Raw genomic sequence first — 19,606 nt, forward strand, 5'->3', positions numbered from 1 at the left:
GGGCCGGGCCCGTCAGGGTGACGCCGTGTCTCGTTCCCTCGCGTGCCTCGCCGGCACCGCCGTGCTGGCCACGGTCCTCCCGCTCCTGACCACCTCCGCCGCGGACGCGGCGCCCGAGAAGTCCTTCCACCGGGTCGCGACGTACCCCGTGTTCCAGAACGTCCCCGCGGGCACTCCCGCCTCGGCCGAGACGGTCGCCGAGATCTCGGCGGTCTCCGACGACGGCCGGACGCTGGTGTACACCGACGCCCTCGGCAAGCGCATCGGCTTCCTCGACATCAGCGACCCGTCGTCGCCGCGCGGCGAGGGCTCGCTGTCGCTGGAGGAGCTCGGCGACGCCGACGACCAGCCCACGTCGGTGAGCATCGTCGGGAAGTACGTCCTCGTGGTCGTCGACACGTCCGCGTCCTTCACCGAGCCGAGCGGCCGGCTCGACGTCGTGCGCCTGTCCGACGGCGTGCGGGTCCGCAGCATCGACCTCGGCGGGCAGCCCGACTCCATCGCCCTCGACCCCGGCACGTCGGTGGCGGCGATCGCGATCGAGAACCAGCGCGACGAGGACGCGACGCCGGCCGGCCGCGCCAAGGGCGACCTGCCGCAGGCCCCGGCGGGCTTCGTGCAGCTGCTCGACCTCGAGGGCGCGCCGGCCGACTGGAGCCTGCGCCGCGTCGACCTCGACCCCGCGGTGCTCGGCGCCGCCGGGATCGCCGAGCCGACGGACCCGGAGCCGGAGTACGTCTCCATCAACGGGAAGGGCACGCTCGCCGTGACCCTCCAGGAGAACAACGGCATCGTGCTGATCGACACCGCGACGGGTGAGGTCGAGAAGGCCTTCAGCGCCGGCTCGGTGGCGCTGTCCGGCGTCGACGCGAAGAAGGACGGCGCGATCTCACTGACCGACTCGCTGGCCGCCGCCCCGCGCGAGCCCGACGCCGTCGCCTGGATCGGCGACGACCACCTGGCCACCGCCAACGAGGGCGACTGGAAGGGCGGCACGCGCGGCTGGACCGTGTTCGACACCGACGGCGACGTCGTGTGGGACGCCGGGAACACGTTCGAGCGCATCGCCGTGAGACACGGCCTGCACAACGACGACCGGGCCGCGAAGAAGGGCGCCGAGCCGGAGGGCCTCGCGGTCGCGGAGTTCGACGGCACGCCGTACGCCTTCGTCGGCTCCGAGCGCAGCAACTTCGTCGCCGTGTACGACGTCAGCGATCCGGCCGACCCGGAGTTCGTCCAGATCATGCCGACGACGAACGGCCCCGAGGGCCTGCTGCCGATCCCGTCGCGCGGTCTCTTCGCGGTGTCCAGCGAGACGGACGACGCCGGCGTCGGCGTCCGCGCCACCGTGGGCCTCTACTCCTGGGAGCCCGGCACGGCAGCGTTCCCGTCGATCGTGTCGGACGACAAGGGCGGCGCGCCGATCGGCTGGCAGGCGCTCGGCGCCCTGTCCGGCGACCCGAAGGACGCGAAGACGCTGTGGACCGCGGCCGACACCGTGATCAAGAACGGCACGCTCTACCGGGTCGACGTCTCGGCCACCCCGGCTCGGATCACCGACTCGGTGGCGGTCACGGACGGAGGGGCTCCGGCGGCGCTCGACATCGAAGGCCTGTTCAAGCGCCCGCAGGGTGGCTTCTGGCTCGCCTCCGAGGGCGCGACCGGCCCGGCGAACGCGCTGGTGCGCACCGACGACGCCGGAGCCGTGCGGGAGCGCGTCCCGCTGCCGGCCGACGTCACGGCGCGACTGGGCAAGTGGGGACTCGAGGGCGTGACCGCCACGAACGACGCCGACGGCGAGCACGTCTGGTTCGCCCTCCAGCGCCCGCTCACCGGCGAGGACGTGGTGCGGATCGGGCGGTACGACGTCGCCGACGGCACGTTCCACTGGTTCGGCTACGAGCTGGAGAGCCCACTGCGCGGTAGCGGCGACTGGGTGGGCCTGTCGGAGATCACGGCGATCGACGACGACACCTTCGCGGTCATCGAGCGCGACAAGCTCAACGGCCCCGCCGCCCGCAACAAGCGGATCTACACGTTCTCGGTCCCGGAGGACTCCGCCGAGGAGCTGCCGGTCGTGGAGAAGCGACTCGCGATCGACGTCCTGCCGCAGCTGCGGGCGACGAACGGCTGGACGCAGGAGAAGCTCGAGGGCTTCACGATCGCGGCCGACGGCTCGCTGTACGCCGTGACCGACAACGACGGCCTCAAGGACGCCACGGGCGAGACGGTGTTCCTGCGCCTGGGCCAGGCCTCCGACGCGTTCGGCGCGGAGCTCGCCACGACGACGGGCCTGAGGGTGTCGGCGTCGCGTGCCGCATACGGCGCGCGCCTGGCCGCCACGGTGACGCTCGGGGGAGCGGCCACCTCCGGCTCGGTCGAGCTGCGCGACGGCTCGAAGGTCGTGGCGCGGGCTCGCGTGGCGGGTGGGAGGGCCACGGTGACGCTGCCGCGCCTCGCGGTCGGCACCCACCGCCTGACGGCCCGCTTCACGGGCTCGGCCTCGGCGGCGGCGTCCACGAGCACGCCGGTCACCGTCACGGTCGTCAAGGCCGCGAGCCGGACGTCGCTCGCCGCGAAGGGCAGTGTGAAGCGTGGCAAGCCGGTCAAGGTCGTCGCGACCGTCCGCGCCATGGGCCACGTGCCCTCGGGGAAGGTCCGGTTCGTGTCCGGCGGGCGCGTCCTGAAGACCGTGAGCCTGAGGAACGGCAAGGCCGTCGCCACGGTCCGGCTGCGCTCGACCGGTGGCCAGCGGATCCGCGCGGTCTACGTGGGCTCGTCGCAGACGAAGGCCTCGACGTCGGCGCCCCGGAAGGTCACCGTCAGGCCATAATGGGCCGATGCCCAAGATCTCCGCGCCCACGGTCGGCGCGCACCGCGCAGCACAGCGTGCCGCGTTGGTGCGCGCCGCCGAGGCCGTCCTGAAGGAGGGTGGCGCGGCGGGGCTCAACCCCCGCACGGTCACCGAGCGTGCGGGGATGTCGCGGTCGAGCTTCTACGACTACTTCCCCTCGAAGGACGACCTGCTGGTGGCCGTCGCGATCGAGGCGTTCGGCCGCTGGAACGAGTCGCTGGCCGAGGCGCTGCGCGACGTCGAGCCCGGCCTGCAGCGGCTCCGGGCTCTCGTCGAGACGACGATGCGGATGACCGGCGACGGCGAGCACGACCTGGAGGGTCACCTGCGCCAGGCCGAGTTCTCGCCGGCCCGGCTCGACGACCTCATGGTGCTGCACGACGAGCTGTTGCGGCCGGTCACCGAGGTGACGGCCGAGCTCGGGGCGCCCGCGCGGTTCGTGCCCCTCGTGCACGGTGTCCTCGGTGCAGGCGTCCAGGCGGTCCAGCACGGTGCCGATCCCGCGTCGACCGCCGCGGACGTCGTCGCGCTGCTGGAGTCGGGACTGCCCCGAGACTGACCGCTCAGGGGTCGAGTGACACACTGTCGGTATCTTCCCGACAGTGTGTCGGGATGCGCCGACCCTCGAGGAGTCCCATGTTCCTGGCGCTGCGCGAGCTGCGGTTCGCCCGTGGCCGCTTCGCCCTGATGGGCACGGTGATCTCGTTGATCTCCGTGCTCGTCGTCCTGCTGTCCGGCCTGTCCACCGGCCTGGTCAACGACGGTGTGTCAGGGCTGAAGGCCATGCCCGTCACCGCCTTCGCCTTCGACGAGGGCACGATGAAGGACAACGCCTTCAGCCGCTCGATCCTCGAGGAGGACCAGCTCGCGCCGTGGCGTGACGCCGAGGGCGTCGACGCGGCCGAGCCGATGGGCGTCAGCATCGTCAACTCCACGACCGACGAGGGCCAGCAGGTCGACCTCACGCTCTTCGGTGTCGACGCCGGGGGCTTCCTGAACCCGGGCACGTCCAGCGGTGAGGGACTCGGCACACCGAATGGCATCGTCGTCTCGGAGACGCTGAAGGACGACGGCGTCCGGATCGGCACCGTCGTCACGCTCGACCGCATCGACGTGGAGCTGACCGTGGTCGGGTTCACCGAGGGACAGGCCACCTTCGGCCACGTCGACGTCGCCTACCTGCCGCTGGAGACGTGGCAGCTCATCGCGTCGAACGCCGTCCAGCCCGGCGCGCCCACCGCCGCGACCGTCGCGGCGGCCGACTACCCGCTCTACAGCGCGATCGCCGTGCAGGCGCAGGACGGCGCCGAGCCGGACCTCGCCGCGATCGACGAGCAGGCCGGGACCACGAGCATGACGCTCACCGAGTCCTTCAACGCCTCACCCGGGTACGAGGCGGAGACGATGACGCTCAGCATGATCCAGGTCTTCCTCTACGTGATCTGCGCGCTCGTCGTGGGCGCCTTCTTCACCGTCTGGACGATCCAGCGCGCCGGCGACCTCGCGGTGCTGCGCGCGATGGGCGCCTCCAGTCGCTACCTGCTGCGTGACAGCCTCGCCCAGGCCACGCTCGTCCTGGTCGTCTTCACCGGCATCGGCGTCGCCGCGGGCGTCGCGATGGGCGCCGTCATGCCCGACGCGATGCCGTTCGAGCTCGAGGCCGGCCCGATCGCCGTCGCCTCCGCGCTCACCATCGTGCTCGGCCTGCTCGGCGCAGCCGTCTCGGTGCTGCGCATCACTCGCATCGACCCGCTCGCCGCGCTGGGAGGCCGACGATGACCACTGACACCACCCCCGCCCTCGAGATCGTCGACGCCACGCTGGAGCTCGGCGACGGAGACTCGCGCGTGCGCGCCCTCGACGGCGTCTCGCTGACCGTGCGCCCCGGAGAGCTCGTCGCGGTCGTGGGACCGTCGGGCTCGGGCAAGTCCTCGCTGCTCGCGGTGGCCGGTGCCCTGTCGCAGCCCGACTCGGGCTCGGTCCGCGTGCACGGCACCGACCTCTCGACACTGTCGAAGGGGGCGGCGGCGCGGTTCCGCCTGGCGACCATCGGCTTCGTCTTCCAGTCCGGCAACCTGCTGCCCGCGCTGTCGGCCGCCGACCAGGTGCGCCTTGCCGGACGGCTGGCCGGCCGGAGGCGTGTCGATCCCGTGCCCGTGCTCGACGCGGTCGGCATGGCGCACCGGGCGACGCACCGCCCGGGCCACCTGTCGGGTGGCGAGCGCCAGCGTGTGGGCATCGCGCGCGCCCTCGTCAACGACCCCTCGCTGCTGCTGGTCGACGAGCCCACCGCGGCCCTCGACCGCCGCCGCAGCCACGAGGTCGTGCAGGTCCTGGCCGACCGGGCGCGCGACGCCGACGTCGCGGTCGTCATGGTCACCCACGACCACGACGTCCTCGGGCACTGCGACCGCGTGCTGGAGATGGTCGACGGGACTCTGACAGAGTTGGCGCATGCTGCCCGAGGGATGGATCCCGCACCGCCGAGGTGACGGCGAGGTGGTCGGCTGGCTGGAGATCGTGGGCGACGACGTCGTCGCCCACGACCTGCTCGGCCAGCAGGTCACGCCGCGCGGGCTCGACTGGCACGAGGCGGAGCAGGCGCTGGAGGATCGGGGCATCGGATACCTGGCAGAGCAGCACACCCTCACGACGCCGTACGGAAAGCTGATGCCCGTCCGCATCGGCGAGGCCACGACGGAGCAGGTGACCGTCGTCGTCGACGAGTTCGGCACGGCCTCGGTGATCGGCGCCGACCTCGAGTCGCACGTCCTCCCGTTCCCCGTGCCGCGGCGGCTCCTGCGCGACTACGTGCGGCCACGCTTCGACCACCGCGCCTGGCTGGACGCCGAGGGCCGTCCGATCGCCTACGGCGACCGGTGGGACATCGGCGAGGACCCGCCCGAGGAGCTGTACAGCGAGTGCGCTCATCCGGAGCGGTTCGAGCCGCTCGTCACCACGGCTCGCGCCCTGCTCGACCACCTGGAGCGCCGGTACGACGTCGAGCGGACCGAGGAGGTCGTGGGGGAGCAGACCAACGTCACGCTCACGCCGACGGGCCCGGGCGCCGTGCTGACCGTGATCCACCCGGCGGGAACGCTGCCGAGCGTCGAGGTCCGTGCGGGAGCGAGGTCCGTCGGGAACTGGCCCGTGTGCGGCTGTGACGCCTGTGACGACTCGGTGCCCGACCTGCTCGACCAGCTGGAGACCGCCGTGTTCGCGATCGCCGAGGGGACGGACGGTCAGCGCGCGCCGTGGCCGCTCAGAGGCTGAGGCGCATCAGCACCCGCGGGAAACGGTTGAGGACCGAGTCGGTGTCGGCAGCCTTCGTGAAGCCCGCGCGCTCGAACAGGGCGCGAGTGCCCACGTAGGCCATCGTGAGGTCGACCTTCGCCCCCTCGTTGTCGACGGGGTACGCCTCGACGGCGGGCGCGCCCTCGGACCGCGCGTACGCCACGGCGCCCTCGACGAGGTGGTGCGCGATGCCCTGGCCGCGATGGCCGGGGCGGACGCGGACGCACCACAGGCTCCAGACCTCGAGGTCGTCGACGTGCGGGATCTTGCGGTTCGTGGCGAAGGAGGTGTCGGCCCGCGGGTGGATCGCGGCCCACCCGACGACCTCGTCACCGTCGTAGGCCAGCACGCCGGGCGGCCCCTGCGCCATCAGCTCGCGGACCTTCTCGCCGCGGGCCTGACGGTGCAGCTCGCGGTTGACCTTGCCGGGCACGCGGTAGCTGAGGCACCAGCACACGTCGGCGTCGGGCCGCTTGGGCCCCACCATCGTGCGGACGTCCTCGAACTCCGTGGCGGGGCGCACCTCGATCGCCATGCCCCGCATCAGATCAGATGACGGGGACGTTCGCCAGGGCCGCCTGCAGGTCCTCGTCCGAGAGCGGGTCGTCCTCGAGCCGGCCGTTGAGGTACGAGTCGTACGCGCCGAGCTCGAGCAGACCGTGACCGGACAGGCCCACCACGATGACCGGCTCGGTGCCGTTCTCGGCGGCCTCCAGGGCGGCCCGGCGGGCCTGGGCCAGGGCGTGGGAGGACTCGGGCGCCGGGACGATGCCCTCGGTGCGCGCGAACTCGATGGCGCTGTCGAAGCACTCGCTCTGGTGCAGCGCCGTCGCCTCGATCAGGCCCTCGTGCACGGCGTGGGACACCAGCGGCGCCATCGCGTGATAGCGCAGGCCACCGGCGTGGATCGGCGACGGGACGAAGTCGTGACCCAGCGTGTACATCTTCATCAGCGGGGTCATGCCGCCCGTGTCGCCGAAGTCGTAGCGGTACTCGCCGCGCGTGAGCGTGGGGCACGAGGCCGGCTCGACGGCGAGGATCCGCGGCGACTGGTGGCCGGCGAGCTTCTCGCGCAGGAACGGGAAGGTGAGGCCGGCGAAGTTCGAGCCGCCGCCGGCGCAGCCGATCACGAGGTCGGCGCCGTCCTCGCCCGCCAGCGCGAGCTGCTTGAGCGCCTCCTCGCCGATGATCGTCTGGTGCAGCAGCACGTGGTTCAGCACCGAGCCGAGCGCGTACTTGATCGTCTCGTCCTGCGCGGCGACCTCGACGGCCTCGCTGATCGCGATGCCGAGCGAGCCGGTGTGGTCCTCGGGCAACGAGCGGCCGAACTCCGTGAGGCGGCTGGGGGAGCGGTGGACCTTGCCGCCGAAGACCTCGATGAGGGTGCGGCGCTGCGGCTTGGTGTCGAACGAGGCGCCGACCTGCCACACCTCGCACTCGAGACCGAACAGCGAGCACGCGTACGCCAGGGCCGTGCCCCACTGGCCCGCGCCGGTCTCGGTGGTCAGGCGGGTGATGCCGTGGATGGCGTTGTAGTACACCTGCGGCACGGACGTGTTCGTCTTGTGCGAGCCGGCCGGCGAGACGCCCTCGTACTTGTAGTAGATGCGCGCCGAGGTGCCGAGCCTCTGCTCCCAGCGCCGGGCGCGCACGAGCGGCGACGGACGGTACTGGCGGTAGACGTCGCGCACGGGCTCGGGGATCTCGACGAAGCGCTCGGAGGTGACCTCCTGGGCGATCAGCTCCGGCGGGAACAGCGGCGCGAGGTCGTCGGGACCGACCGGCTGGTGCGTCCCCGGGTGCAGCGGCGGAGGCGGCGGCGTGGGGAAGTCCGGGACGATGTTGTACCAGTGCGTGGGCATGTCGGACTCGGGGAGCACGAACCTGATCTGATCGGTCACGCGGCGAGCCTAGTGGTCCCGGCTGCCCGCCGAGGGTGAGTGTCGGGGAATCCGTCAGTCGACGCGAGCGGGCGCGCGGGACGCGAGCACGACGGTGGCGACGACGGGAACCGTCAGCAGGGTGGCGACGGCGGTGAGCGCGCCGAAGCTCCAGACGGCGACCACGAGGCCGGCGATCAGGCCGCCGGCGGCGCCGGCGAGGTTCATCGTGAGGTCGCTGAAGCCCTGCACCAGCGGCCGGACCTCCGGGGCGGCGCTGCGGGTGAGCAGGGCCGCGCCGGCGATCACCGACATCGACCAGCCGACGCCCAGCAGGATCAGGCCGATCGTGATCTGCACGTTGGACGAGCCGGCGGTGCCCGCGATGCCGCAGGCGAGGATCAGCACGGACTGCCCGAGCAGGATCGTGGGCTCGGGACCCCAGCGGTCGGACAGCCAGCCGAACAGCGGCGACAGCGCGAACATGCCGGCGATGTGCAGGCTGATCGTGAGGCCGATGATCGAGAGCTCGGCGCCGTGGCCGGACATGTGCACCGGCGTCAGCGCCATGACCGCGACCATGACCGCGTGCGACAACGCGACGGACGTGATCGCGATCGCCGTGGCGCCGCGGACGTGGGGCAGCGCGGCCGCGATCCGCGGCGGCGGGGGAGCGGCGGCGTCGCGGCGCGGAAGCGGGTCGGGCCGCAGCAGCACCCACGTGAGGATCCCGGCAGCCGTGAAGGCGAGCGCCGAGAAGACCTGGGGGCCCGCCAGCTCGGGGATGCCGAGTGCGCGGGCGACCGCGGCGCCCGGACCCGTGAGGTTGGGGCCGGCGACCGACCCGATCGTCGTGGCCCACACGACCAGCGAGATCGAGCGGCCCACCTGTGCGGGCTCGGCCCGGTCGGCGGCGGCGAACCGCGACTGCAGGTTGGCCGCCGTGCTGGCGCCGAACAGGAGGAACCCGACGAGCAGCAGCGGCAGCGAGCGCCACTCGCCGCCCGCGATCACGGCGACCGCGCCGAGCGCGCCGCCGAGCCAGCCCGCGGTCAGGGCGGGCCGACGCCCGCGGTGCACGGCGAGGTTCGACAGCGGCACGGTGAAGCCGGCGGCGCCGAGGGTCATCGCGACGACGGCGAGGCCCGCCCAGCCGGCCGAGCCGCTGACGTCCTCGACGAGCAGGGCGCCCACGGCGAGTCCGGCGCCGTTGCCGATGCCGCCCACGACCTGGGCCAGCGCGAGCGTGCCCAGGGCGCGTCGCTGGTGCGCCCAGGTCACCTCAGGCCCAGATCGTGACGCGCTCGGCCGGGTCGAGCCACAGCGCGTCGTCCGGGGTCACGCCGAACGCCTCGTAGAAGGCGTCGATGTTGCGCACGACCTGGTTGCAGCGGAACTCCGGCGGCGAGTGCGGGTCGACCGTGAGGCGACGGATCGTCTCGGCCGGCCGCACCTTGCCCTGCCACGCGCGCGCCCACGCCAGGAAGAAGCGCTGGTCCGGCGTGAGGCCGTCGATCGGGTCGGCGGGCTTGCCCTCCTGCGCGAGCTTGAACGCGAGGTACGCGATGCCGAGTCCGCCCAGGTCGCCGATGTTCTCGCCGATCGTGAGCGCGCCGTTGACGGTCTGGCCGTCGGCGTTCTCGGGGCTGAGGTCGTCGTACTGCGCGATGATCCTCGCGGCGAGGCCGTCGAACGCGGCGCGGTCCTCGTCGGTCCACCAGTTGCTCAGGGCGCCGGTGCCGTCGTACTGCGAGCCCTGGTCGTCGAAGCCGTGGCCGATCTCGTGGCCGATGACCGAGCCGATAGCGCCGTAGTTCACCGCGTCGTCGATCCCGGCGTCGAAGAACGGCGGCTGCAGGATCGCGGCGGGGAAGACGATCTCGTTCATCGTCGGGTTGTAGTAGGCGTTGACCGTCTGCGGGGTCATGTACCACTCGTCGCGGTCGATGGGCTGGCCGATCTTGGCCAGCTCGCGGTCCATCGCCACCGACTGCGCGCGACGCGCGTTGCCGACGAGGTCGGCCGGGTCGGTCTCGAGCGCCGCGTAGTCCTTGAACGACTCGGGGTGGCCGATCTTCGGCGTGAACGCGTCGAGCTTGGCCAGCGCGCGCTGCTTGGTCTCGTCGCTCATCCACGGCAGCTCGCGGATGCTGATCCGGTAGGCCTCGAGGAGGTTCGCGATGAGCTCCTCCATGCGCGACTTCGCCTCCGCGGGGTACTCGGTGCGGACGTAGATCTTGCCGACGGCCTCGCCCATCGAGCCCTCGACGAAGCCGATGCCGCGCTTCCAGCGGGGACGCAGCTCGTCGGTGCCCTGCAGGGTCTTGCCGTAGAACGCGAAGTTGGTCTCGACGAAGTCGTCGGACAGGAACGGCGCGGCGCCGTGGACCAGCTGCCAGCGCAGCCAGTCGCGCCACGCGGGCAGCGACCCCTCGTCGAGGAGGCCCTGGAGTCCCTCGAGGTAGGACGGCTGCGAGACGACGGCCTCGGCCAGGACGGACAGGTCGATGCCGGCGGCCTGCGCCCACGCCTGCCAGTCAAAGGCGGGGGTCAGCGCGCCGAGCTCGGCGAACGTCTTGAGGTTGTAGGTCTTCTGGGCGTCGCGGACGGCGACGCGGTCCCAGTGGTGCGAGGCGATCGCGGTCTCCAGCTCGAGGACACGGTCGGCGCGGTCGCTCGCGTCGTCGAAGCCGGCCAGCTGGAGCATCGCGGCGACGTGGTCGCGGTAGGCGTCGCGGATCTCGGCGAACTGCTCGTCGCGGTAGTACGACTCGTCGGGCAGACCGATGCCCGCCTGGACCACGTGCGTGACGTAGCGGTCGGGCTGGCCGCGGTCGGGCGCGATGTAGAGGCCGATGATGCTGTTGACGCCCGAGCGCTCCAGCGCGCCGATCGTGCGCACGAGCGAGGGGATCGAGTCGATCGCGTCGATGGCGGCCAGGTCGTCGGCCAGGGGAGCGGCGCCGAGCTGCTCGATGCGCTCGGTGTCCATGAAGCTGGCGAACAGGTCGCCGATCTTGCGCTGCTCGTCGTCCTCGGGCTCGGCCGCGCAGGACTCGACGATGGAGCGGACGAGGATCTCGGCCTCGTCGACGAGGTCCACGAACCCTCCGGCGGTGGCCCGGTCGGGCTTGATCGGCGTGTCGCGCAGCCAGGGCCCGTTCACGTGGCGGAACAGGTCGTCCTGCGGGCGGATCTGGGTGTCGAACGTCGTGGGATCGAAGCCTTGGGTCACGCGGTTTAGGCTACACAGCGTGGCTCAGAAGACCGAGGTGGAACTGACCGTCCAGCGCACCGAGGACCTGGCGCCGCGACTGCGCCGCGTGGTGCTCGGCGGAGCCGCGTTCGAGGAGTACCTGGCGCACCACCTCGACTCCACCGACACCTACGTCAAGCTGGCGTTCGCCGACGGCGACGACACCGTGCTGCGCACCTACACCGTGCGGTGGGTGGATCCCGAGGCCCGCGAGCTCGCGATCGACTTCGTCACCCACGGCACCGAGGGCCTCGCCGGGCCCTGGGCACTCTCGGCGCAGCCCGGCGACACGCTGCGGTTCCGCGGCCCCGGCGGCGCGTACCGGCCCCGACCCGACGCCGACCACCACCTGTTCGTGGGCGACGAGTCGGCTCTCCCGGCCATCGCCGCGTCCCTCGCGGCCCTCGAGCCCGGCGCCCGCGCGACGGCGTTCGTCGAGATCGACGGTCCGGGCCACGAGGTCGACCTGCCGAGCTCGGGCGAGGTCGACGTGCGCTGGCTGCACCGCGACGGCGCGACGCCCGGCTCCACCACGCTCCTCGACGACGCGGTGCGCGCCTGGCCGTGGCCCGAGGGTCGCGTGCAGGCCTTCGTGCACGGCGAGTCCGCGCTGCTGAAGTCCGTGCGTCCCTACCTGCTCGACGGCCGCGTCGAGCGCGCCGACATCTCCGTCTCGGCCTACTGGCGCCGCGGCGAGACCGAGGAGGGCTTCCGCGCCTGGAAGCGCGAGCAGCAGGACGCCGTCATGCGCCCCGGCGCCTGAAGGAGTTCCTCCCCGGTAACCTCGACGGGTGACCGAATTGCGCAACGTGGCCGTGATCCTCGCCGGTGGCACCGGGACCCGCGTGGGGCTGGCGATCCCGAAGCAGCTGATCAAGATCGCCGGCAAGACGATCCTCGAGCACACCATCTCGGTGTTCCAGGCCGCCGACGCGATCGACGAGATCATCATCCTCATGGCCCAGGGCCACTTGGACCCCGTGCACGCGATCGTGCGCGACGGCGCCTACCCGAAGGTCACCCAGGTGCTCGAGGGCGGCTCGACCCGCAACGAGACCACGAGCCTGGCGCTGCAGGCGCTCGGCGACGAGGAGTGCAACGTCCTGTTCCACGACGCGGTGCGCCCGCTCGTGTCGCAGACGATCATCTCCGACGTGGTCGCCGCGCTCGGCACGTACGAGGCCGTCGACACCGCCATCCCGTCGGCCGACACCGTGGTGCAGGTGCACGACGAGCGCACGGGCGACCTCGACACGATCTCCGACGTGCTGCGTCGCGACCTGCTGCGCCGCGGCCAGACCCCGCAGGCCTTCCGGTCCTCGATCATCCGCGACGCCTACGAGAAGGCGTGGCAGGACCCCGACTTCACCGCCACCGACGACTGCACCGTGGTGCTGCGCTACCGCCCCGACGTGCCGATCGCGGTCGTCCAGGGCCACGAGCGGAACATGAAGGTCACCGAGCCGATCGACGTCTACATCGCCGACAAGCTGTTCCAGCTGGCCTCGGCCGAGACGCCGGACGAGCTCGACGACGAGCAGTACCGCGCCGCGCTCGAGGGCAGGACGATGGTCGTGTTCGGCGGCTCCTACGGCATCGGCGGCGACATCGCGAAGCTCGCCGAGTCCTACGGCGCCCGGGTGTTCGCGTTCTCCCGCTCGTCCACGGGCACGCACGTCGACCGCCGCGAGGACGTCGCCGAGGCCGCGCGCGAGGTGGTGGAGAAGGCCGGCCGGGTCGACTTCGTCGTGAACACCGCCGGCGTGCTGCCGATCGGCGACCTCGCCGACACGTCCGAGGAGACGATCTGGGCCGCCACCGAGATCAACTACCTCGCCCCGATCTTCATCGCGCAGGAGTTCCGCCCGCTGCTGGCCGAGTCCAACGGTTCGCTGCTGCTGTTCACGTCGTCGTCCTACACGCGTGGCCGCAAGGGCTACTCGCTGTACTCCTCGGCGAAGGCGGCCACGGTGAACCTCACGCAGGCGCTGGCCGACGAGTGGGCCGGCGAGGTCCGCGTGAACTGCGTCAACCCCGAGCGCACCGGCACGCCGATGCGCACCAAGGCGTTCGGCGAGGAGCCCGAGGGCACGCTGCTGTCGTCCGAGGAGGTCGCGCGTCGCTCGCTCGACGTCCTCGTCGCGCCGATGACGGGGCACGTCATCGACATCCGCCGCGAGGCCGGTCCCGCCGCCATCGGCGGGGGCCACTGAGTCACGCCAGCGGGAACGTCCGGCCGCTGACCCAGCGGCGCTCGGTGCCGTCGACCGGGTCGGTGAGCTCGAGCTCGCTCGCGAGCAGCTGGAGCGGGCTCGAGAAGTCGTCGACCGAGACGTCGGCGACGGTCGGGTAGAGCGGGTCGTTCACGATCGGGCTGCCGAGCCCGGCCAGGTGCATCCGCAGCTGGTGCGTCCGTCCGGTGCGGGGACTGAGGCGGTAGACCGCGAGGTCGCCGCGGCGCTCCTCCAACTCGACGAGGGTCTCGGCGTTGACCGGCGCGTCGGCGACGACCTCGGCGCGGAGGGCGCCCCGGTCCTTGCGCAGGTGGTTGCGGACGACGACCGGCGACTCGAGCGCCTCCTGCCACGGGGCGAGGGCGCGGTAGGTCTTCTTGACCTGCCGGTGCTCGAACAGCGTCTGGTACGGCCCGCGCCAGCGGCGCTCGGTCGCGAGCAGCAGGACGCCCGAGGTGACGCGGTCGAGCCGGTGCAGCGGGGTCAGCTCGGGCAGGTCGAGCTCGGTGCGCAGCCGCACGACGACGCTCTGCAGCACGTGGCGGCCGCGCGGGATCGTCGAGAGGAACGGCGGCTTGTCGACCACGAGGACCCGCTCGTCGCGGTGCAGGACTCGGATCTCGCCGGGGACCTCGACCTCGTCGCGCAGGTCGCGGTGGAACCACACGAACGTGTGCGGCGCGTAGGGATCGCCGACACGTACGGGCGTCAGGTCGTCGTAGACGAAGCGCTCGTCCGCCAGCATCGCGTGGACGTCGGCATGCGGCGCGACCTCGTGCTCGAGCCACGCGACCATCGACGGCCACGGCGGTCCCTGCGGATCGCGGTCGGGCGTGCGCAGCCAGGCCGCCTGGAGCCCGTGACGGGGCGGCAGCGGCGAACGGGGAGGCACCGCCCGAGTCTAGGCACGGGATACTGGAGGGCGTGACGGTCACCAGGCGGGACGTGCAGGCGGCGGCGAGCCGGATCGAAGGACGCGTGCGGCGCACGCCGTTGTGGCAGACCTCGGCGGACGGTTCCCTGTGGCTCAAGCTCGAGCTGCTCCAGCACTGCGGCGTGTTCAAGACGCGCGGTGCGTTCAACCGCCAGCTCGCCGGACTCGAGTCGGGGGAGATCACCGACGCCGGCATCGTGGTGGCGTCCGGCGGGAACGCCGGCCTCGCCCAGGCGTTCGCCGCGCGCGAGCTGGGCGTGCGGGCCAACGTGTTCGTCCCCGAGGCGGCGCCGCAGGTCAAGGTCGACCGCATCGAGGCGTACGGCGCCGAGGTCCGCCGGGTGGGAGCCGAGTTCGCCGAGGCGCACCGTGCGTCCGTCGAGTTCGCCGACGAGACCGGAGCGGCGCTCGCGCACGCCTACGACCAGGTCGACGTCGCAGCCGGAGCCGGCACGCTCGCCGAGGAGCTGCTCGAGGACGAGCCCTCGATCGACACGATCGTCGTCGCGGTGGGCGGCGGAGGCCTGTACGCGGGCGTCGCGGCGTCCGCGTTGGGCCGGGCGCGCGTCGTGGTGGTCGAGCCCGAGCAGTGCCCGACGCTGCACCGCGCGATCGACGCCGGGCGACCCGTGGACGTCGCGGTCTCCGGCGTGGCCTCGGATTCACTCGGCGCGCGCCGGCTCGGCGATCTCGCGTTCTCGGCCGTCGAGGCCGAGGCGCCGGTCCCGGTCATGGTCACCGACGACGAGATCGTCGCAGCCCGGACGGCGCTGTGGGACGAGTTCCGCGTGCCGTCCGAGCACGGTGCCGCCGCGGCCTACGCCGCGCTGCACTCCGGCCGCTACGTGCCGGAGCCCGGCGAGCGCGTCGCGGTCGTCGTCTGCGGCGCGAACACGGACGCGGCCACCCTCGCGCGTCCCTGAGGTGCCCCGGGGACGAACGATGAGGCATTCGGGTAGCCGAGCGGGGCGGAATGCCTCATCGTTCGTCCGCCAGGACCATGCCGACCGACCTCGGGGCGCTGTCGACGAACCCGTGGCGCTCGTACAGGCGGCGGCCGGGCGGGTCGACCATCAGCGAGACGTAGGCGCCCGGGGGAGCGTCCGTGGCGATCACGTCGAGCAGGTGCGACAGGACGAGGTCGCCGAGCCCGCGGCGCTGGTGGTCGGGCAGCACGGCCATGTCGACGACGTGGAAGTACCAGCCGCCGTCGCCGATGACGCGGCCCATCGCCACGGTCTCGCCACTGGCCTCGTGCACCACGTGGCACGCCGCCCAGCCGCCGGCGAGCGCCGGGCCGGCCTGGTCGGGGCGCTTCGGCGTGAGCCCCGACGCCTCGCGCAGGCGCAGGTAGGCGACCTCGTCGGGGGCCGTTCCGTGCAGGGAGTAACCGTCCACCATGGGCCTACTGTCCCACCGTCGGGCCCGGCCAGAGGTGGCGGACGAGGAAGGCCATCGCGGGGTCGGCCTCGAACGCCGGCACCCCGGTGTGGCCGCCCATGTTGGCGTGCAGGGTCTTCTCCGCCGTGGCGAACGCGTCGAACAGGTCGAGGGCCCGTTGCCGGTCGTTGCCCGCGTCGTCCCACTGCAGGAGAACGTGCACGGGGATGCGCAGCCGCCGCGCCTCCTCGAAGGTCGACCGGGGAACGAAGCTGCCGGCGAACAGGAGCGCCGCCGCGATCCGCGGGTCCGTGACGGCGAGCCGGACGGCCAGCGCGATCACGCCGCCCGAGATGCCGACCGGCCCCTCGACCTCGGGCAGCTCGAGTGCGGCGTCGAGGGCCGAGCGCCACTCGGGTGCGGCCAGGTCGACCAGCGTGAGGACGAGGGCATCGACGATCGCGTCGTCGACCGGACGTCCCTCGGCCAGGGCCGAGCGCAGATCGGTGCGGGCCTGCTCCAGCTCCGGGATGCGAGGTCGGACACCCGCGCCGGGCAGCTCGATCGTCAGGGAGGCGAAGCCGTGCTGGGCCGCGTCGCGCGCGCGGCCGAGGAGCCGCTGGTGCATCGGCTGCAGCCCGCCGGGGTGTCCGAGGAGGATGAGGGGAGCGGGGCCGGAGTCCGGCGTCCAGAGGATGCCGGGGACGTCGTCGTGAGTGAGGTGGCGCTCGAGGACGCCGTCGTGGCGCTGCTCGGAGAGGAACTGCATGGTCGTGCCTTTCGGGAGTGCAGGAACGGCGCTCCCGGACGACCTATCGTCCGACCGTGACCCCGGAGGGGAGCACCCGTCGTGATGTGTTCACGGGTACCACCTCCTCGCTGTGCTGCACGGACCCTCCGACCGTAGCAGCGCGCGGCCCGCTCATGGTGCGACGAGCCGTCCGTCCACGTAGAGCGGGGCGCCGGGGATCGTCGCGGCGCGGAGCGCGGCGAGCGTGGCGTCCTCGAGGTCGGGATGGCGTCCGTCGAGGGCGCCGACGCGGTTCGCGACGACGAGGTCGAACGGGTCCTCTCCGGGCTCGAGCCTGAACGACTCGGCGGACGCGTGGCGCACGCCCAGGACACCCGCCGCGATCTCGGTGGCGCAGGCGGTGCGGGTGGCCGCGACACCCCGCTGCGAGCGGTCGACCACGAGGACGAAGCCGCCGGGGGAGACCCGGGCGGCCATCGCGCGGGCGAGCGGGCCGGGCGCTCCGCCGATCTCGAGCACCCGCAGACCCGGCGCGAGCGGCAGCGCCTCGAGGACTGCGGCCAGCCGCGGTGAGAGCGCGCTCATGGCGCCCATCGTCGCAAGATGCGGGCCTGTTCGGCACGCCCCCGCGGGGTTACCGTCGAGGCATGTGCCGCAACATCCGAGTCCTCCACAACTTCGAGCCGGCGACGACGGACGAGGAGGTCCGCGAGGCCGCGCTGCAGTTCGTGCGGAAGGTCAGCGGGTCCACGAAGCCGTCGCGCGCCAACCAGGAGGCGTTCGACCGCGCGGTCGACGAGATCGCGGAGGCCACCCGGCGTCTGCTCGACGACCTCGTGACGAAGGCGCCGCCGAAGAGCCGTGAGCGCGAGGCCATCAAGGGACGCGAGCGTCACGAGAAGCGGATGGAGCGCGAGGTCCGCCTGCGCACCGCGAGCGCATGAGCCTGCGGCGCACGTGAGAAGGGACACGTGCGCGCTCGGGAAGGTTCGAGCCCCGAGCAGACGTTAGTTGAATCATGAACGATTTTCTCGAGCTCTCGTCAGACGCCCAGGACCTGCTGTTCCGTCAGGCCCGCACCGCGAACTCCTTCACCGACGAGCCGGTGACCGATGAGCAGGTCGCGGCGATCCAGGACCTCGTGAAGTTCGGCCCGACCGCGATGAACTCGCAGCCCCTGCGCATCGTCCTCGTCCGCAGCGACGACGCCCGCGCGCGCCTGCTGAAGCACATGGCCGACGGCAACCGCGACAAGACCGCCGCCGCCCCGCTGGTCGCCATCCTCGCCGCGGACACCGACTTCAACGAGCACCTGCCCACCGTCTTCCCGCACGCCGAGGGTGCCAAGGACTGGTTCCCGGACCCGGTCGCGCGCGAGGCCACGGCTCGTCTCAACGCCGGTCTGCAGATCGGCTACTTCATCATGGGCGTGCGCGCCGCCGGCCTGGCCGCGGGCCCGATGACCGGCTTCGACGCCGAGGGCATCGACGAGGACCTGCTGGCCGGCACCGGCTACAAGACGATGGTCGTCGTCAACATCGGCCACCCGGGCGAGAACGCCTGGTTCGACCGCCTCCCGCGCCTCGAGCACGAGCAGGTCGTCACGGCTCTCTGAGCCCCACCGGGGGCGCGTCCACCGCCTCCTCCCCGTGCCCGCGTCGAGTCACCTCGGCGCGGGCACGGTCGATTCCGCCATGCTCCAGCGCGGCGAGGCCCGACTCGCCCTGCCACACCAGCCGGTCGCGGTGGTGGACCGTGACGTGCATCCGGGCGCCGAGGTGCTCGATCGCGCCGGGCACGTTGCGGCGCTCGCGAGGCACCGGCACCGGCAGCACGTGGGCGGCGGCGAGGTCGCCCCAGCCCTCGATCTCGATCCGCCAGCGGGCACTGCGGCCGCGCAGGGACCAGCGCTCGTCGCTGACCTCGGCGCGCACCGGCGACACGACCGGGTCGCCGAGCCGCACGAGCCGCCCGTCGGGCAGCAGCACGACGACGGCCGTCACGGTCGTGCGCAGCGGGCCGGCCGAGACCTCGCCACCCGCGAACGCGACGCACACCGACGGGTCCTCGAAGCCCTGCGCCTGGCCCCACCACCACGCGTCGGGGAAGCCGCCCTTGCCCCAGTTCTTCTCGCCGTAGACCTGCCAGCCGTCGATCTCCCAGGTCTGCGTGCCGACGACCGCCTCGCCGTGGGCCGAGCCGCCGAGCAGCCACGGATGCCAGTACTGGTTGAGGCCCGGGACGGCCTGGAAGATGCTCGAGCCGCCGAGGCTGCGGCGCGGCCACGGCACCGGCTGCCGGACCTCGACGTCGATCCGCGCGTCGGGTCCGAGATCGACGTGCAGGCGGTCGGGCGAGCCGCGGAAGGCGACTCCGGAGACGACGCCGAGCCCGCTCGCGTCCGCCTCGCCCACGGGGTGCGCCGTCGTGCGCAGGAACCCGTTCGGGTGGGAGGCCACGCCGAGCGTCGACCACGTGCCGCCGGCCGCGCGGTTCACCCCGTCGAGGGCGATCAGGACGCGCCCGGAGGCGGGGTCGGCGAACCTCCAGAAGTAGCCCTCCATCGCGACGCCGTGCGCGGGGAGGGGGTCGCCGAACGGGCGGTCCGCACCACTCGCCCGGTAGGCGTCACGCAGCGCGGCTGGCCGGCGCATGGCTCAGTCGAACAGCTCGCCGAGCCAGTGACTCTTCTTCTTGCCCCGGTAGCCGCTGCTGCGGTCGTCGTATCGGCGGTCCCGGTCGTCGTACGACGGGCGCGGCGCGTAGCGGTCGTCCCGCTGCGGCGCCGCCGTGCGGGTGGCGTCCTGCTCGGCGCGCTCGAGGATCTTGTCCAGCTCGCCGCGGTCGAGCCACACGCCCCGGCACTCGGGGCAGTAGTCGATCTCCACGCCGGACCGCTCGCTCATCACGAGGGTCGTCGCGTCGTTGGGGCACTTCATCGGGGACCTCCAGGAGTGGGAACTGGGTTCAGCCTAGGCGGGTCCTGCCAAGGCTGCCGCCGCTCGGCGTGCTTGCCGAGCGGG

The 19,606-nt window shown here is 72.6% G+C and carries 20 protein-coding genes; 10 read left to right on the forward strand and 10 right to left on the reverse strand.

The genetic code is table 11. The annotated features are described in order from the left end of the window. Positions 1-25: 25 nt before the first annotated feature. From BJ975_RS17065 to BJ975_RS03325, 5 genes are all read left to right on the forward strand, one after another. Positions 26-2,833: an esterase-like activity of phytase family protein gene (locus BJ975_RS17065; protein WP_179423611.1), complete on the forward strand. Its 2,808-nt coding sequence runs from the start codon at positions 26-28 to the stop codon at positions 2,831-2,833. A gap of 7 nt (positions 2,834-2,840) precedes the next feature. Then, positions 2,841-3,413 carry a TetR/AcrR family transcriptional regulator gene (locus BJ975_RS03310; protein WP_179423613.1) on the forward strand — a complete coding sequence of 191 codons (573 nt, stop codon included), beginning with the start codon at positions 2,841-2,843 and terminating at the stop codon, positions 3,411-3,413. Positions 3,414-3,490: 77 nt separating this feature from the next. Continuing rightward, positions 3,491-4,633, forward strand: a complete 1,143-nt coding sequence (locus BJ975_RS03315) for an ABC transporter permease (protein WP_179423615.1) — start codon at positions 3,491-3,493, stop codon at positions 4,631-4,633. Further along, positions 4,630-5,346, forward strand: a complete 717-nt coding sequence (locus tag BJ975_RS03320) for an ABC transporter ATP-binding protein (RefSeq protein WP_179423617.1) — start codon at positions 4,630-4,632, stop codon at positions 5,344-5,346. Before BJ975_RS03315 ends, BJ975_RS03320 begins: the two co-directional genes overlap by 4 nt. Beyond that, the gene (locus BJ975_RS03325; RefSeq protein WP_179423619.1) at positions 5,309-6,127 is read left to right on the forward strand and encodes a DUF6226 family protein; all 819 of its coding nucleotides are present in this window, start codon (positions 5,309-5,311) and stop codon (positions 6,125-6,127) included. The genes BJ975_RS03320 and BJ975_RS03325 overlap by 38 nt, the downstream gene beginning before the upstream one ends. On the opposite strand, the gene BJ975_RS03330 is transcribed toward BJ975_RS03325, so the two are convergent. Genes BJ975_RS03330 through BJ975_RS03345 form a run of 4 tightly spaced genes read right to left on the reverse strand, consistent with a single transcriptional unit; the run spans position 6,117 to position 11,263 of the window. Further along, on the reverse strand, positions 6,117-6,683 hold the full coding sequence (locus tag BJ975_RS03330; RefSeq protein WP_179423621.1) for a GNAT family N-acetyltransferase: 567 nt from the start codon (positions 6,681-6,683) through the stop codon (positions 6,117-6,119). The genes BJ975_RS03325 and BJ975_RS03330 overlap by 11 nt on opposite strands. A gap of 13 nt (positions 6,684-6,696) precedes the next feature. Continuing rightward, entirely contained in the window at positions 6,697-8,049 is a 1,353-nt protein-coding gene (locus tag BJ975_RS03335; RefSeq protein ID WP_179423623.1) for a TrpB-like pyridoxal phosphate-dependent enzyme, read from the reverse strand. 54 nt (positions 8,050-8,103) lie between these two features. Beyond that, on the reverse strand, positions 8,104-9,309 hold the full coding sequence (locus tag BJ975_RS03340) for an MFS transporter (protein WP_179423625.1): 1,206 nt from the start codon (positions 9,307-9,309) through the stop codon (positions 8,104-8,106). Between the two features lies 1 nt (position 9,310). Further along, positions 9,311-11,263, reverse strand: coding sequence for a M13 family metallopeptidase (locus BJ975_RS03345; protein ID WP_179423627.1), 1,953 nt, complete (start codon positions 11,261-11,263; stop codon positions 9,311-9,313). Between the two features lie 19 nt (positions 11,264-11,282). Here BJ975_RS03345 and BJ975_RS03350 point away from each other — a divergent pair, with 19 nt between their 5' ends. Both BJ975_RS03350 and BJ975_RS03355 read left to right on the forward strand, forming a co-directional pair. Continuing rightward, entirely contained in the window at positions 11,283-12,047 is a 765-nt protein-coding gene (locus BJ975_RS03350) for a siderophore-interacting protein (RefSeq protein ID WP_179423629.1), read from the forward strand. A gap of 28 nt (positions 12,048-12,075) precedes the next feature. Further along, the gene (locus tag BJ975_RS03355) at positions 12,076-13,497 is read left to right on the forward strand and encodes an SDR family NAD(P)-dependent oxidoreductase (RefSeq protein WP_179423631.1); all 1,422 of its coding nucleotides are present in this window, start codon (positions 12,076-12,078) and stop codon (positions 13,495-13,497) included. Position 13,498: 1 nt separating this feature from the next. Here BJ975_RS03355 and BJ975_RS03360 read toward each other — a convergent pair whose 3' ends face one another. Then, entirely contained in the window at positions 13,499-14,314 is an 816-nt protein-coding gene (locus tag BJ975_RS03360; protein ID WP_218846272.1) for a pseudouridine synthase, read from the reverse strand. A 128-nt stretch (positions 14,315-14,442) separates the two neighbouring features. On the opposite strand from BJ975_RS03360, the gene BJ975_RS03365 reads away from it, so the two are divergent. Then, positions 14,443-15,375, forward strand: coding sequence for a threonine/serine dehydratase (locus BJ975_RS03365; protein WP_179423635.1), 933 nt, complete (start codon positions 14,443-14,445; stop codon positions 15,373-15,375). 55 nt (positions 15,376-15,430) lie between these two features. Here BJ975_RS03365 and BJ975_RS03370 read toward each other — a convergent pair whose 3' ends face one another. The 3 genes from BJ975_RS03370 to BJ975_RS03380 form a co-directional block, all read right to left on the reverse strand. Beyond that, positions 15,431-15,853, reverse strand: a complete 423-nt coding sequence (locus BJ975_RS03370) for a GNAT family N-acetyltransferase (protein ID WP_179423637.1) — start codon at positions 15,851-15,853, stop codon at positions 15,431-15,433. Between the two features lie 4 nt (positions 15,854-15,857). Further along, positions 15,858-16,601, reverse strand: coding sequence for a dienelactone hydrolase family protein (locus tag BJ975_RS03375; RefSeq protein WP_179423639.1), 744 nt, complete (start codon positions 16,599-16,601; stop codon positions 15,858-15,860). 153 nt (positions 16,602-16,754) lie between these two features. Further along, positions 16,755-17,168, reverse strand: coding sequence for a methyltransferase domain-containing protein (locus BJ975_RS03380; protein ID WP_179423641.1), 414 nt, complete (start codon positions 17,166-17,168; stop codon positions 16,755-16,757). Positions 17,169-17,230: 62 nt separating this feature from the next. Here BJ975_RS03380 and BJ975_RS03385 point away from each other — a divergent pair, with 62 nt between their 5' ends. Both BJ975_RS03385 and BJ975_RS03390 read left to right on the forward strand, forming a co-directional pair. Further along, a complete protein-coding gene (locus BJ975_RS03385; RefSeq protein ID WP_179423643.1) occupies positions 17,231-17,527 on the forward strand; it encodes a DUF2277 domain-containing protein in 297 nt (98 codons plus the stop codon). 74 nt (positions 17,528-17,601) lie between these two features. Beyond that, a complete protein-coding gene (locus BJ975_RS03390; protein ID WP_179423645.1) occupies positions 17,602-18,198 on the forward strand; it encodes a malonic semialdehyde reductase in 597 nt (198 codons plus the stop codon). On the opposite strand, the gene BJ975_RS03395 is transcribed toward BJ975_RS03390, so the two are convergent. Then, entirely contained in the window at positions 18,185-19,237 is a 1,053-nt protein-coding gene (locus tag BJ975_RS03395; RefSeq protein ID WP_179423647.1) for a tocopherol cyclase family protein, read from the reverse strand. The two genes, BJ975_RS03390 and BJ975_RS03395, sit on opposite strands and share 14 nt — an antisense overlap. 3 nt (positions 19,238-19,240) lie before the next feature. Further along, the gene (locus tag BJ975_RS03400) at positions 19,241-19,522 is read right to left on the reverse strand and encodes a TFIIB-type zinc ribbon-containing protein (RefSeq protein ID WP_179423649.1); all 282 of its coding nucleotides are present in this window, start codon (positions 19,520-19,522) and stop codon (positions 19,241-19,243) included. Positions 19,523-19,606 lie beyond the last annotated feature (84 nt).

The sequence above is a fragment of the Aeromicrobium tamlense genome (genome assembly GCF_013408555.1).
In the GTDB taxonomy this organism is placed as follows: Bacteria; Actinomycetota; Actinomycetes; order Propionibacteriales; family Nocardioidaceae; genus Aeromicrobium; species Aeromicrobium tamlense.